This window comes from Paenibacillus piscarius (assembly GCF_022234545.1).
GTDB classification, from domain to species: Bacteria; Bacillota; Bacilli; order Paenibacillales; family Paenibacillaceae; genus Paenibacillus_AQ; species Paenibacillus_AQ piscarius.
Map to the genome: position 1 here is coordinate 124,990 of NZ_JAIEUI010000001.1, position 14,063 is coordinate 139,052.

Consider the following 14,063-nt stretch of genomic DNA (forward strand, 5'->3'; position numbering starts at 1 on the left):
CGGCCGTAAATTTGATATAATGTTAATTTAGAATAAGATAACTTGGAGGATACAATGAAAAAAGGAGATCGGACAAGAGAGCACATTGTTATGAAATCGGCAGCAATCTTTAATCAAAAAGGTTACGCAGGTACATCATTAAACGATATTATTGCCGACACCGGGATTAAGAAGGGGGGCATCTACCGGCATTTTGCCAATAAAGATGAGATTGCGCTTGAAGCCTACAGCTACGCTGCCAGTATAGTTTCCAACAAATTCGCTGAGGCGGTCGACCGGGAGCAGTCTGCGTCAGGGAAGTTACTTGCTTTTTTTCGCGTTTATGAAGATGTTGTGGGTAATCCACCCTTTGTTGGCGGATGTCCTATGCAGAATACAGCAGTAGAAAGTGATGATACTCATGCGGAGCTTCGTGACCGGGCAAGACAAGGGCTGCATAACCATTTGGATACGCTAAAAAGTATCATTCTGAATGGGATAGATAGCGGGGAGTTTAAAGAGGATTTGAATGCGGATGCACTTGCTTCATTTGCCTTTTCCTTGCTCGAAGGAGGCATTCTGCTCAGCAAATTGGATGGGGATAATAAGCATATGCACATGAATACAGCATCCTTTGCACTCTATTTACAGAATTGTTGTTTAAAAAACAGTTAAGGTGAAAATATCGCGCAGCATCGGCATAGCGAATCACTTGTTCATGAGGCCGCCTCGTTCCGGGAGATTGCAAGGGGATCAACCCTCTACCGGATGAGGCGGCTTTTTTACACCTGAAGGCCCTCGTCATTCACTGGTCATACATAGTTTTTATCAGGGTGAACCTTCACCTTCGTGGCTTTGGTGCCGCGAACGGATGCTACAGCATATATAACAAGTGCTGTCCAAATGAGTGCAAAACCGATGAGCAGAGTAGAGGAAACCGACTCCTTAAACACAAAGATGCTCAGTAACAGCATGATTGTCGGCCCGATGTATTGTACGAATCCGAGAGTGGAGAACGCCATGCGGGCAGCCGCCCGTGCAAAGAAGAACAGCGGCAGAGCCGTTACTACGCCCGAAAGGAGTAGTCCGATGAACATGGACGGAGGCAGTGTCCAGGCCGTCGCCTTGCCTGCGGAGGCCAGATAGATCCAGTAGCCGAGCGCAATGGGGAGAACGACAACCGTCTCTGATAACAAGCCTGCAGATGCGTTTAGCACAACCTTCTTTTTCGCCAGGCCGTATAAGCCGAACGATGCAGCCAGCGAGATGGCGACCCACGGAAATCGTCCGTAATCGATTGCAATGAGGAGCACCGCCGCGCCAGCGACGGCAATCGCGAGCCACTGGCCCCGATTCGGCTTCTCATGAAGGAAGACAACCGCTAGTAACACGTTCAACAACGGGTTTAAATAGTAGCCGAGACTTGTCTCAACGACATGGTTGTTGTTGACAGCCCAAATGAAAATGAGCCAGTTCGCAGCGATCAACAGACCGCTGGCGGTGAGCGACAGCAGGAGCGAACGACTGGTCACAATCTGCTTCATATCCCCCCAGCGGCGCTGAACGGTGACGAGAATACCCACGAAGACAAACGACCAGACCACCCGATGTGATAAAATCTCGCCTGAAGGCACATCCTTAAACAACTTCCAGTAAAGCGGGAGAACTCCCCACATGATATAAGCGATAATAGCGTTGATTAACCCGTTATTCATAATCCATTTCCTTCTTCCCGCCCCGATTTCTGTTCAGTGCCCCGTTATGACAATTCATTGTAACACATTTCGTTACGTTCGTATTTTTCTGTTCTTATCTCCTTTTCGTATCCGCTGGCCTGGATACCCTAGTCGCTTTTTCTTGCGTCCCTCTTAGGTTCAACTTCAGTTGTTTCATTCTAGAACAGCATGTTGTACAATAAAAGATACCGAATGGTATCTTTTATTGTACCATGATTCCAGTGAAAGACAAGACCGGTCCATCCTAAACCTTGAACAGAAAGGACGAACACAATGAAAATACTTGTCACGGGAGGTACGGGTCTGCTGGGCGGCCGCCTTATCCCTAAGCTTATAGAGGACGGTCATGAGATTTTCGCACTTACACGCTCCATATCATCTCACGCCAAACTTAAGTCCATGGGTGCTGTGCCGGTCGATGCCGATCTCGAAAGCAGCACGCCACTCCTATTACCACAAATTGATGCGGTTGTGCACGCGGCTGCCTTGTTCCGCTTTTCGGGGCCACGCGAACCCTTCTTTCGCACCAACGTTGACGGAACTGCAGCCTTGTTGCAGGCAGCCGAATCCGCCGGTGCGAAGACATTCGTCTATATCAGCGCAGCAGGAATCCTCATGGATAATGGCGGCACACCAATCTGTAACGTTGATGAGAGCACACCAGTTATCACGAACCACTTCTCCGCCTACCTGGCAAGCAAGGCACGGGCCGAATCATTAGTTCTGGCAGCTAACCAACCCGGCTTCCGCACCATCGCACTTCGCCCGCCGGCGATCTGGGGGCCTGGTGATCCGTTCAGTCAAGGGCTTCCCGAAGCCGTCAGAACTGGACAGTTTGCCTTCATCAACCGCGGCGACTATGCTTTTGCAACCTGTCACGTGGACAATGTTATAGAAGCTATACAATGCGCTCTATTACGCGGAGAAGGCGGTCATGCCTTTTTCATCAAAGACCAGGAAGATCAGACTTTCCGTGAGTTCGTCACCTCGCTCGCTAACTTGCAGGGCCTGTCCATCGATAAGCTGCGTTCGATACCCTACTGGCTGGCCTCGGCCATTGGCAGGCTGCTTGACACGATCTGGGCCGTCACGCGAAAAGAGGGGGACCCGCCGATCTCGCGCTCAATGATACGCATGATCGGGCGTGAGTTCACAGTCAACGATGCCGCTGCACGCCGGGAGCTGGGCTATGTCGGAAGAACTTTGCGCGACGTGGGCTTGAGAAGCTATGAGGGACCATAGGCCAATTTCGAAAGATAGGAAATTATGATTTTCGTCCAATGTGGATAAGTGTCTTGGAGCATCCGCAGGATGACTATATTCTAGAATGACTTCGCTGATTTCACCGAACACAAGGGGCTGCACGTGGTCATCTGGGCTGGAGCCGGATGTGGTCGAAAAACCGACCACATTCGGTACAACGGAGGCACGATGGCGAGATAAGGTCGAAAAACCGACCACATTCGGTATAGCGGAGGCACGATGGCGGGATAAGGTCGAAAAACCGACCACATTTGGTACAGCGGAGGCACGGTGGCGGGATAAGGTCGAAAAACCGACCATATTCGGTACAGCGGAGGCGTGAGGACGGGATATGGTCAAAAAACCAACCACATTGGCGATGCCGCAGGCATTTTGTTCTTACCCGAACAGTCCTCTACCACGTTATTCCCCACCCAACAATAGCCCAAAAGAGTAGTTTCGGCTGTATTCACCAAGTTGTAAAAAAGAGTTGATGCTTTCATGAACGTTTAAAGGCAAAAAGGTGACCGAAAGTGTTTTAATTAAAATTAAAGATATAATAATTCAAAATATCTAACCGCTTGGATAAGGAGGCACTAACGTAATGGGCATCGATACTGTGCTGTGGAGCAGGCTGGTGACAGGCTTGACACTGGGGTTCCACGTTATTTTCGCAACAATTGGCGTTGGGGTTCCGCTGATGATTGCTATTGCAGAATTCATGGGCATACGCAAAAAAGACGCTCACTACACGCTGATGGCCAAGAGATGGGCCCGCGGGTTTGTCATATCTGTGGCGGTGGGTGTGGTGACCGGTACGGCGATTTCATTGCAGCTGGCCTTGATCTGGCCGAATTTCATGAAGCTGGCCGGTAACGTGATCGCGCTCCCGTTATTTATGGAGGTGTTTGCTTTCTTTTTTGAGGCCATCTTCCTGGGGATTTATCTCTATACCTGGGACCGGTTCAAAAAACCGTATATCCACTGGCTCCTTACGATCCCGATTGTGGCCGGTGCCGGGATGTCCGCTGTGTTTATCACAACCGTCAATGGATTCATGAATCAGCCGGAGGGCTTTGCTATGGCGGGAGGCCAATTCACTGCAGTGAATCCGGTGCAGGCGATGCTGAATACCGCGACGTTCTCCAAGGTGTTCCATGTCTTAAGCTCAGCCTATCTGACCGGAGCCGCACTGCTGGCGGGTATTGCTGCGTTTGCACTCCTGAAGAAGGGAGCCTCCGAATACCATAAAAAAGCGCTGAAGCTGATGATGGCCGTGGTGATGGTGTTTGGACTGCTGAACTCACTTGCTGGAGATACATCTGCGAAATTTTTGGCGGAGCATCAGCCGGAGAAGCTGGCAGCGGCAGAGTGGCATTTTGAGACGGAAAGCGGAGCAGATCTGATTCTATTAGGGTGGCTTAACGCTGAGCATGAGGTGCTGGGCGCACTGCACATTCCCAAATTTCTCAGCTTCCTCGCCTTTGGCGATTTCAATGCAGAGGTAACAGGTCTGAATGAATTCCCTGCGGATGAGCGGCCGCCGCTCCTGGTTCATTATTTGTTTGATCTGATGGTCGGTGTAGGGTTCGCACTGCTGGGCATTTCATTCCTGTACTTCCTGTTTGTCTTCTGGAAAAAACGCAATGAGCATAACAAATGGCTGCTTCGCGTGATCGCGTTAGGTGCACCGCTTGCTTTTCTGGGAGTCGAGCTGGGCTGGTTTTATGCTGAGATCGGGCGGCAGCCTTGGATCTTAAGGGGATACATGCGTGTAGAAGAGGGGGCTACGACGTCACCGAGCGTGAGAATTCTGTTTTTTGTATTCCTGTTGCTGTACATCCTGTTAGGCACTGTGTGTGTTCTTGTGCTGCGGCGCATGTTCAAGGACAATCCGGCAGAAACCGAGATGGAGAAGTGGAATCAGCATCCCGGCGGCAAATCAACAGGAAGGAGTGAGCAATTAAAATGAGTTATGAGCTGATAGGGATTTCAGTGCTCTGGCTGTTTTTATACGGCTACTTAATTGTGGCCTCCATTGATTTTGGAGCCGGGTTCTTTGCCTTTTATGCCCGGCTGACGAAGCAGGATCATCTGATTAACCGTCTGATCTCCCGCTACTTATCGCCTGTCTGGGAGATTACGAATGTGTTTTTCGTTTTTTTCTATATTGGACTTGTCGGCTTCTTCCCGGACACCGCTTATTATTACGGCTCGGCGCTGCTTGTTCCGGGAAGTATTGCTGTGATCCTCATCGCGATCCGCGGTTCGTTCTATGCGTTCGAGAATTACGGCTCCAAAAATAACATCGTCTACCTGTTCCTGTACGGCGCTTCGGGACTGCTGATTCCCGCATCGTTGTCCGTGGCGCTCACTCTGTCGGAAGGCGGCTTCATCTTCAAGCAGGGAGAGAACGTGTCTCTGGATTACTGGGCTTTGTTTACGAACCCCTTATCCTGGAGCATTGTAGGCCTGGCGATTGTATCAGTACTGTTTATCAGCGCCTCCTTTTTGGCTTTTTATGCTTCACGGGCAGAGGATCAACCCGCGCTGAAGCTGATGCGTACCTATGCGCTATTCTGGAGCACGCCGACGATTATTATCGCACTGACGGCCTTTATCTATTTGGGCCAGCACAATGAGCGGCATTTTCAAAATATGATGGATTTATGGTGGCTGCTTGCGCTGTCCGTCGCTTTCTTCATGCTTGCCATGTGGCTGCTCAACAGCGGACGCCGTTACGGGCTGGCGTTCATAAGCATCATGCTGCAATTTCTCTGCGCCTTCTTCGCTTACGGGATCGGGCAGTATCCCTATATTCTGGACCCGTTCATTACGCTGGAGAACAGCATCACTTCACCAGCCATGGGCCTGGCGCTGGTCATTGTGTTCATCGGCGGGATGTGCCTGCTCATTCCTTCCCTGATTCTGGTGTTCAAGCTGTTCCTCTTTGACGCAGATTATGTGAAAGGAAAGAAATAAATGGACAAGACAACAAGCCTGATCGCTGAGCAAATGTCACGGCAACGCAAACGACTGGTTATGCTGGCCATCCTGTCGCTCCTGCTGGGCACTGCGGTTGTAAGTCAGGCCGGGCTGCTGGCGGAAGCGGTGCAGCGGGTGTTCGTGGAGAGGGCTTCCTTGTCCTCGGTTGCTCTGCTGCTCGCGCTTCTGCTGTCAGTGATGGCGATCCGTTCTTTGCTGGTATACGCCAACGGAAGAGTAGGCTTAACTATGGCTGCCGATGCTAAGGCAAATATGCGTTCAGCCGTGCTGCAAAAGCTTACACACGCTTCCATGCCTTCAACGCTGCGGGGGCAGACGGGGGGAAAGGTCAGTGTGGCGCTGGATGCAGTGGATGAGGCGGATAGCTATTTCAGTCAATACATGCCACGGATGGCCGAAGCAGCGATTATTCCGGTTCTGATTCTGGTCGTTACATTTATTTTACATGCGAATACCGGCTTCATTCTGCTGTTTACAGCACCGTTCATCCCGCTGTTTATGATTCTGGTGGGACTGCAGACGAAGAATAAATCCGAAGAAAAATATGCACAGCTTGCCGAATTCTCCGGCACCTTCCTGGATTCGCTTCAGGGGCTGGTGACCCTGAAAATATTCGGACAGGCCCGCCGCCAGCAGCAGCAGATTGAGCGCAGCAGCCTGGGGTATCGTGACGCGACCATGGATATTCTGAAGGTTGCTTTTACGAATACGTTTATGCTGGAATCCATCGTCATGCTGAGCATCGGGATTGTTGCCCTTGAATTGGCTATTCAACTGCTCGTGTTCAAATCGATGCCGTTCCACACGGCCTTTCTGGTGCTGCTGCTTGTTCCTGAGTTCTTTAATCTGCTCAAAAATACAGGCACCGCTTTTCACAGCGGGCGGACCAGTATGGGAGCAGTCCGTAAGGTGGAGCAGATGCTGGCGGAAATAGGCGGCGGCACCGGCACACAGCCGGAAGAGAGCGGGCAATCATCAGCCAAGCTTCTTAAGATGCCGCCATCCATTGCGCTGGATGATGTGCATTTTCATTATGCCCCTGGTTCATTTGAGCTTAAGGCTGGACCCGTCTCTATAGAACCGGGACAGCATGTTGCCATCGTCGGCCACAGCGGCTCGGGCAAAACAACCTTGCTCCATCTCATTGCCGGGCTGCTCAAGCCGGTATCCGGGACAGTGCTGGTGAACGGAAGCCCGCTGACAGAGTGGGAGGAAGATTCATGGTTTGAACAGGTCAGCTACATTACACAGCATCCTTATATTTTTGCCGGCACATTTGCTGAGAATATCGCCATCGGTGCCGGACGTAACGTCTCCAGGGAAGAAATCAGGCAGGCCGCAGAGGAAGCGGGACTTGCAACGCTGGTTGCCGGGCTGGAGCTGGGATTGGATACCTATGTCGGGGAAGGCGGGAGGGGACTGTCGGGAGGGGAAAAGCAGCGTCTTGCTTTAGCCCGGGCTTTTTTGAAGCGTCCGGCCTTGATCCTGTTCGATGAGCCTACGGTCGGCCTCGACTTGCAGACCGAGCAGATTCTGCAAAGCTCCATCACCAAGCTGGCCCAACAGGCAACGATGATCACAGTCGCGCACCGCTTATATACGATCCGGCAAGCGGATCAGATTTTGTTTATGGACCATGGAGTATTGACGGCGGCAGGATCTCACAATGAGCTCCTTGAACGGATGCCGCAATATGCCGAGATGGTTAATATTCAGCGAAAAGGAGGGTCAGCATGAATGAGCTGGCGATTTTGTCCAAGGCCATGATAGCAGAACGGAAGGATATACTCCTGTCGATTCTGGGAGGGTTTATTGCCGGCGCAGCCGGTGTGGCTCTCTTCTCCGCGAGCGGATATCTGATTTCACAGACGGTCTTTATGCCGCCGCTCTATACCCTGATCATACTGACTTCGCTGGTCAAGCTGCTGGGTCTGCTCCGGGCGGCAAGCCGTTACGGGGAACGCCTGTATTCGCACAGAGCAACCTTTTCGATGCTTAGCCGTTTGCGCACAGGCTTTTTCGCCAGGCTGATCCCGCTAACGCCCGGTATCTTGAACAAGAACCGCAGCGGAGATCTGCTGGCGCGGATTGTCGGCGATGTAGAGAGCCTGCAGAATTATTTTTTGCGTGTCGCTTATCCGCCGGTGATCGTCATTACTGTGTTTCTGGCAACCATGGTGTTCAGTGCTTCCTATTCGTTCTGGATCGCCTGCTTGTTTGTAATCGGGATGCTGCTGACAGCATTAGTTGTACCGGGCATCGTATTGCTGGGCCAGCGGAAGATACACGGCCGTGTCCGTAAGCAGCGGGCGCTGCTGTCAACGGAAGTGACCGAAGTATTATATGGCTTCCGCGATCTGAAGGTATACGGACAATTGCCGCAGCGGGAGCGGCAGCTCCAGGCGGCTTCGGAAGCACTGACAGCAGAGCAGCAGCGTGCAGCCGGCCATCTGCTGCGCGGACAGGCGATGCACACCTTTGTCACCTTTTTTATATCTTGGGGTGTACTGACGCTAGGGGCCTATCTCATTATGGAGGGGGCGCTGGCTGGCGTATTTTTAGCGATGCTGGTTATGGCCTCACAGACGGTGTTTGAAGAGGCTGGAGCCATGGCAACTTTGCCTGCCTATAAGCAAGACAGCGAGCATGCCGCCAAAAGACTGACTGAAACTGTAGGGACTGCTGATGACATACCTGTGCAGCCGGACCGCACCTTGGCGGAAGGAGAGCCTGTTTCGGTGGAGCTGTCCGGCGTTACGTTCCAATATGATGACGAGTGGCGGCCCGCGCTGACAGAGGTGTCGCTCCAGCTCCCGGCGGGCTCCAGAACGGCTATTGTCGGACCGAGCGGTTCCGGCAAATCCACGCTGATCGATCTGCTGCTTAAATTACGCATGCCTGTATCCGGGGAGATACGGTTGAACGGCATTCCGGTGCAAGAGCTGGATGAGTCAGGCATTTGGGAAGCCGCGAATGTCGTATTGCAGGGAAGCCATTTTTTCCGCGGAACGGTTCGTGATAACCTGCTGCTGAATGGAGAAGAACACTCTGACGAAGCATTGCTGGAAGCTCTGGCTAAGGCCCAATTGCCGGATGTGGCATTAACCGATATGGTATTCGAAAAAGGAGAGAACCAGTCCGACGGCGAGAAGCAGCGTCTGGCGCTGGCCCGGGTTATGCTCCGCAAAGGGCGGTTATGGCTGCTGGATGAACCGACCTCTTCGCTGGATTATGTAACGGAAGAGCGCGTGCTCACCCATCTCTACGAACAGGCAGCCGGAGACACCTTACTGCTCATTTGCCACCGGCTTACCGGCCTGGAAGGCATGGACAGGATTATCGTCATGGAGCAGGGCAGGGTGATCGAGACAGGTTCATATGCGGAGCTGATGGAACAAGAAGGGTATTTTTACCGGATGAAGCAGATTGAGCTGCAGATGATTGGAGAGCAGTAATGAAAACAATAAACAATCCCGATATGACACCAAGCATATCAGGGTTGTTTTTTTGTCTGGTTATACCTTTCCCTGTAATTAAACGGGTTGTATATTTACAGGAATATAGTTATATTTTAGGAAATGCAGAAAGGAGAGAATGAATGAAATTATGCCAAAGCAAGCCATAAAATCCATCGCCATTTTATTCAAATATGCGCCCTATCTAATCATCTTGAAGTTCTTACAGATCCTGCTGCTTGCTCTGACCACTCCGCTGACGCTATACATAACACAGCATCTGATTGATTCTTTACAAGGTTACATGAATAATGTTGTTCCGCTGATTCAGCTTGTCAAATGGGGCTTAGCCTTGGCGGGGACGCTGCTTTTCTCGGCGAATAGCACCTTCATTGACAGCATGATTACCCTACGCTTGAGGAGCAAGCTGAACAAGGATTTTATGGAAGAGCTTGTGCAGAAATTTAACCGGATTGAGTACTCCTGTTTTGAGGATTCGAAGGTGCAGGATCATCTAAATAAGATGGGGAATCACCCGGATGAAAAGATTCTGGAGGTGCTGATTCAGACCTTAACGATGATATCACAGCTTGTCAGTTTATTGAGCTTGATGGCTATCTTTTTACAGGTGTCGGTCTGGTTTACTGTGGCCTTCCTGGCGATCTTCACACTAATGGTGGTACTGAACTTCAAAGCGATGAAAATGATGAACGGGCTGTTTACTAGCCAATCCCGGGATGAGCGTGAATTATCCTATCTGGGGGGACTGCTAAGTGACAAAAGACCCTTGTTAGAACTCAAGGTATTTGGTGCGGTCGAATATATCCAGAGTAAATGGAAACAAAAATCAGAAAAGGTGCTAAAAGAGCGGTTGATGACTACAATAAAGTCTCATCGCTATTTTGCTGCCAGCAGCTTTTTGCTTCTAATGTGGATTGGACTAGTAATCTTTGAGCTGATTCATGGAGTCTTAGACCGGCGGGTTTCTGTCGGGTTGTTCGTTTCTTTGATTGGAGCATCCGGCAGTATTCTGGGAACTGCAGATGATCTGTCATTGCTATTCTCCCGGCTGTCTCATCGTTGTATGGAGATTATGCATTATGAAATGTTCATGCAGCTTCCAGAGCGGCAAACTGCAACTGTATCTGAGCATCCGCCATCTGCCGACTCTGGACCTTATCCATTCATAGAATTTAGAGACGTCTGTTTTACATATCCGGGTACTGCAGAACAGGTGCTGAAGAAGGTCTCCTTCACCATTCAACAGCATGAACATATTGCTTTGGTTGGAGGGAATGGGGCCGGTAAATCGACAATTGTGAAGCTGTTAATGAAGCTTTATGCTCCAGATCACGGAGAAATATTGATATATGGCGTACCATTGAACCAGATCAGTCAAGAAAACCTTAGAAACAGTATGGGGATTATCTTTCAGGATTATGGAAAGTATTCATTGACTCTTCGGGAGAATATTGCTTTTGGTAACATAGCTAAAATAGGAAACGACAATGACCTTAGAGGTGCTCTGACCAAGGCAGCACCAGATGGGGTTCTATCTGATTTGGATACGGCTTTAGGAAAGATTGCAGAGAATGGTATAGATCTGTCCGGAGGACAATGGCAGAAAATAGCCATGGCCCGTGCCTATTTGGCAGATTGTCCCTTCATGATTATGGATGAACCGACAGCAGCATTGGATCCGGTGGCTGAAAGTGAATTGTACGCGACTTTTAGAGATATGATGGGTGAAAAGGGTTGTTTATTTATCTCTCATCGATTGGCGAGCGCCAGATTCTCTGACCGTATCTTAGTGCTACAAGACGGTGCTATTGCGGAAGACGGAACTCACGAACATTTAATCGGTCAGCAGGGTATGTATGCAAATCTATGGAGCAAGCAAAGCTCTTGGTATAGGGACAGTGATGACTATGAAGGATAAATACACACCGCTGGTGATTGTGTTAAGAGTGTACAAACAAACGTTAAAGGCTGCTCCATGGTCAGGGATCTTGTCTCCGCTGTATTATTTGCTTGAGGGCATTTTTCCGGTGTTTATAACGATTATATCAGCCAGACTTTTTAATGAAATTTACGCTTACTCCCAAGGCAGGACGGAGGCGGAGCCTCTTTTTTTCTATGGAGGAGTTCTGCTGGCAGGCTATGTAGTGAAGCAGATCCTTCAGTTTATATCAAATATTACAATCAATGCCGGAGTCTATGAACGATGCACAGACTATCACAAACAGGCTATAGCCCAAAAGAGTTCCCGGTTACCGCTGATCCTGTATGAGGACTCCGAGACCATGAACATCAAAGCTAGAGCTATGGACTGTGTAAACCGTGAAATTCTAAGTCAAATTTATATGTCATCTGCGGTATTTGCTACCAGCGCTATCAGTATTATTTCATTGGTGTCTGTGCTGGCCAGTTACAATCTGCTGTTTATTCTGTTGTCTTTATTAACAGTCATCCCCTACTTTATTGCTAGAAGGCTGCGTGGTAAGGATTTCTATGCTCTGAAGAAGAGACAAACCTCACGAGTCCGCTATAGGGATTACTTGTGGGAAATGTTCAATGACAGGACAGCGGTGAAAGAAATGCGAACCATGGGGTTCGACCAGTACTTAAGAGAGCAATTTAGAGAAACGAGAGTTGAGATTGATAAAGAGCTTTGGGCATTCAGTAAAAAGGATGCCTTATCTTTGCTATTCTGCGATACGATTCGTGTCATTGGTTATACGGCGAGTGTTGTTCTCGCACTGGTCCTAACCATATCCGGCGAGATTAACATAGGCTTGTTCGGAGCAAGCATTGGGGCTTTTTTATCTGTGCAGAATGAAACGAAGAAGTTCTTAATGGATCTGGGCAGCCTTCCTGAGAAAATAGCTTTTGCCAAAGACTACTATACTTTTTTGGACTTAACTGAAGAACAGAAAGGCTCTGTACCAAAAAAGGGACTGAGCAACAGCATAAGACTGGAGCAACTTGACTTTACTTATCCCAATGCAGCTGCCAAAACGATTAAAGGCATTAATCTGGAAATCCATAAAGGTGAGAAGATAGCGATTATAGGGGAAAATGGAAGCGGAAAAACAACGCTCTCGAAGTTAGTTTTGGGCTTATACCCCGTTCAGAACGGAACAGTTACCTATGATGGGGAAGCGGTGGAGGAATTTAATCAAGAAACGCTTTTCCAAATGATTTCTATCATTCCACAGGATTTCATGAGATATTCACTTACACTGAGAGAGAATGTTTGTATAGCGGATCTGGGCAAATCTGAGGCTGACAGTGATATCTTGGATGTGCTGGCGTTGGTTGATCTGGATATCGACGCCTTCGGACTCGATCATACACTAGGGCGAGAATTCGATGGACTGGAGCTTTCAGGCGGACAATGGCAGAAGCTCTCCATTGCGAGGGCGTTATTCAAGAATAGTGAGATTATCGTGATGGATGAGCCTACTAGCGCATTGGACCCGCTGATTGAGAATCAGATTCTGATGAATTTCCTTACAGTAGCTCATGGCAAGACAGCAATTATCGTCTCCCACCGGACCGGCTTGTGCCGGCATGTGGACAGAATTGTAGTGATGAAGGCCGGTGAGATCGTCGAAGTCGGCAGCCACAGCGAGCTGATCCAGAGAGACGGCGAGTATACAAGATTGTATACAACGCAAGAGCAGTGGTACGTTTAGATTTCACCAGAACGTACTAACCGGTACCTGCCCGCAGGCATTCCATAGTGTCTCTTAAAGGCTGAGCAAAATTGCTCAAGCGACGAGTAGCCGACCGATTCTGCGATATGGCTGATGGTCATGGCCGTCATGGTAAGGTAATGAGCTGCTGCATTCAACCGGGCCATGGTCCGTTTCTGGGTAAAGGTCATGCCGTAAAATTGTCTGATCGTTCGTTCCGTCTGTCTGACGCTTAAGCCTAAGGTGTCTGCCAGCCCTTGTACGGTAATAGACTGGTATTGATATAGAAAGCTGTGTTCGATGGTAGCCAGCCGGGTGTCGTCCAGGGTCTGCAGGGGGGCCTGTGAGACAGAGGCGGCCGGCTGGTCCCGTGCATAATTCCGGATCAGCTTGACGATGATCTGTTCAAGAATCGTGCTTACATACCGGTGATAACCGATGAATTTGCGGGTCGTTTCGTAAGATAGCTGCTCGAACAGAGGCATCAGATTTTGTGTATCCTGGCCAATCCAGAATGGTGTCTGTGCGAATGCACCGGTGATGCTCTCAAGCTCCTGATCCCGGGCAGGCTTGTGTTCAAGCAGCTCGAAGCAGATACAGTACTCCGACATGGGGTCTGAAGGATTCGTTATCTGCTCATGGACGACATCTGGTCCTGTCATGAACAAGGTGCCGGGGACGACCGGATAACTGTGGCCGTTCGCAATCAGCGTACCTTGCCCCTCCGGGACATAATGCAGCTCATAGCTTCGCTTGCTGTGGATGTGCTCGGGAAAAGAACGGTGAAACGTGCCGAATAGCATATATACCACATTCAGATTCAGTCCTCCGATTGTAATCTTAAGATTCATATTCTCCAGGTGGATCGGCGGTAAATTCATGCGCTATCCGCTCCTCATTCAAGGCTGTGCCCCCATTATAACAGATCTGCGAAATTGCGACATGTG

General features: G+C 49.8%; 10 protein-coding genes. 8 read left to right on the forward strand and 2 right to left on the reverse strand.

What is annotated here, in order from left to right; all coding sequences use genetic code 11:
- The first annotated feature begins 54 nt into the window (after positions 1-54).
- A complete protein-coding gene (locus tag K1558_RS00590) occupies positions 55-654 on the forward strand; it encodes a TetR/AcrR family transcriptional regulator (RefSeq protein WP_238649435.1) in 600 nt (199 codons plus the stop codon).
- 137 nt (positions 655-791) lie between these two features.
- Here the strand turns inward: K1558_RS00590 and rarD are convergent, their stop codons facing one another.
- The gene (rarD, locus tag K1558_RS00595; RefSeq protein WP_238649436.1) at positions 792-1,694 is read right to left on the reverse strand and encodes an EamA family transporter RarD; all 903 of its coding nucleotides are present in this window, start codon (positions 1,692-1,694) and stop codon (positions 792-794) included.
- A gap of 294 nt (positions 1,695-1,988) precedes the next feature.
- Here rarD and K1558_RS00600 point away from each other — a divergent pair, with 294 nt between their 5' ends.
- The 7 genes from K1558_RS00600 (at position 1,989) to K1558_RS00630 (ending at position 13,116) form a co-directional block, all read left to right on the forward strand.
- Complete coding sequence (locus K1558_RS00600) at positions 1,989-2,957, forward strand: NAD-dependent epimerase/dehydratase family protein (protein WP_238649437.1); 969 nt, start codon at positions 1,989-1,991, stop codon at positions 2,955-2,957.
- A gap of 604 nt (positions 2,958-3,561) precedes the next feature.
- Entirely contained in the window at positions 3,562-4,929 is a 1,368-nt protein-coding gene (locus K1558_RS00605; RefSeq protein ID WP_238649438.1) for a cytochrome ubiquinol oxidase subunit I, read from the forward strand.
- The gene (locus K1558_RS00610) at positions 4,926-5,939 is read left to right on the forward strand and encodes a cytochrome d ubiquinol oxidase subunit II (RefSeq protein ID WP_238649439.1); all 1,014 of its coding nucleotides are present in this window, start codon (positions 4,926-4,928) and stop codon (positions 5,937-5,939) included. Before K1558_RS00605 ends, K1558_RS00610 begins: the two co-directional genes overlap by 4 nt.
- The gene (gene cydD, locus K1558_RS00615; RefSeq protein WP_238649440.1) at positions 5,940-7,700 is read left to right on the forward strand and encodes a thiol reductant ABC exporter subunit CydD; all 1,761 of its coding nucleotides are present in this window, start codon (positions 5,940-5,942) and stop codon (positions 7,698-7,700) included.
- Entirely contained in the window at positions 7,697-9,418 is a 1,722-nt protein-coding gene (gene cydC, locus K1558_RS00620; RefSeq protein ID WP_238649441.1) for a thiol reductant ABC exporter subunit CydC, read from the forward strand. Before cydD ends, cydC begins: the two co-directional genes overlap by 4 nt.
- Positions 9,419-9,557: 139 nt before the next feature.
- Positions 9,558-11,357 (forward strand): ABC transporter ATP-binding protein, encoded by a 1,800-nt coding sequence (locus K1558_RS00625; protein WP_238649442.1) that lies wholly within the window; start codon positions 9,558-9,560, stop codon positions 11,355-11,357.
- Positions 11,296-13,116: an ABC transporter ATP-binding protein gene (locus K1558_RS00630; protein WP_238649443.1), complete on the forward strand. Its 1,821-nt coding sequence runs from the start codon at positions 11,296-11,298 to the stop codon at positions 13,114-13,116. Before K1558_RS00625 ends, K1558_RS00630 begins: the two co-directional genes overlap by 62 nt.
- Here the strand turns inward: K1558_RS00630 and K1558_RS00635 are convergent.
- The gene (locus K1558_RS00635) at positions 13,113-13,997 is read right to left on the reverse strand and encodes an AraC family transcriptional regulator (protein WP_238649444.1); all 885 of its coding nucleotides are present in this window, start codon (positions 13,995-13,997) and stop codon (positions 13,113-13,115) included. The two genes, K1558_RS00630 and K1558_RS00635, sit on opposite strands and share 4 nt — an antisense overlap.
- Positions 13,998-14,063 lie beyond the last annotated feature (66 nt).

Coding starts and splice junctions, on each gene's coding strand:
- K1558_RS00590 (WP_238649435.1), top strand. CDS start 55: ATGAAAAAAGGAGATCGGACAAGAGAGCACATTGTTATGAAATCGGCA.
- rarD (WP_238649436.1), bottom strand. CDS start 1,694: ATGAATAACGGGTTAATCAACGCTATTATCGCTTATATCATGTGGGGA.
- K1558_RS00600 (WP_238649437.1), top strand. CDS start 1,989: ATGAAAATACTTGTCACGGGAGGTACGGGTCTGCTGGGCGGCCGCCTT.
- K1558_RS00605 (WP_238649438.1), top strand. CDS start 3,562: ATGGGCATCGATACTGTGCTGTGGAGCAGGCTGGTGACAGGCTTGACA.
- K1558_RS00610 (WP_238649439.1), top strand. CDS start 4,926: ATGAGTTATGAGCTGATAGGGATTTCAGTGCTCTGGCTGTTTTTATAC.
- cydD (WP_238649440.1), top strand. CDS start 5,940: ATGGACAAGACAACAAGCCTGATCGCTGAGCAAATGTCACGGCAACGC.
- cydC (WP_238649441.1), top strand. CDS start 7,697: ATGAATGAGCTGGCGATTTTGTCCAAGGCCATGATAGCAGAACGGAAG.
- K1558_RS00625 (WP_238649442.1), top strand. CDS start 9,558: ATGAATGAAATTATGCCAAAGCAAGCCATAAAATCCATCGCCATTTTA.
- K1558_RS00630 (WP_238649443.1), top strand. CDS start 11,296: ATGCAAATCTATGGAGCAAGCAAAGCTCTTGGTATAGGGACAGTGATG.
- K1558_RS00635 (WP_238649444.1), bottom strand. CDS start 13,997: ATGAATTTACCGCCGATCCACCTGGAGAATATGAATCTTAAGATTACA.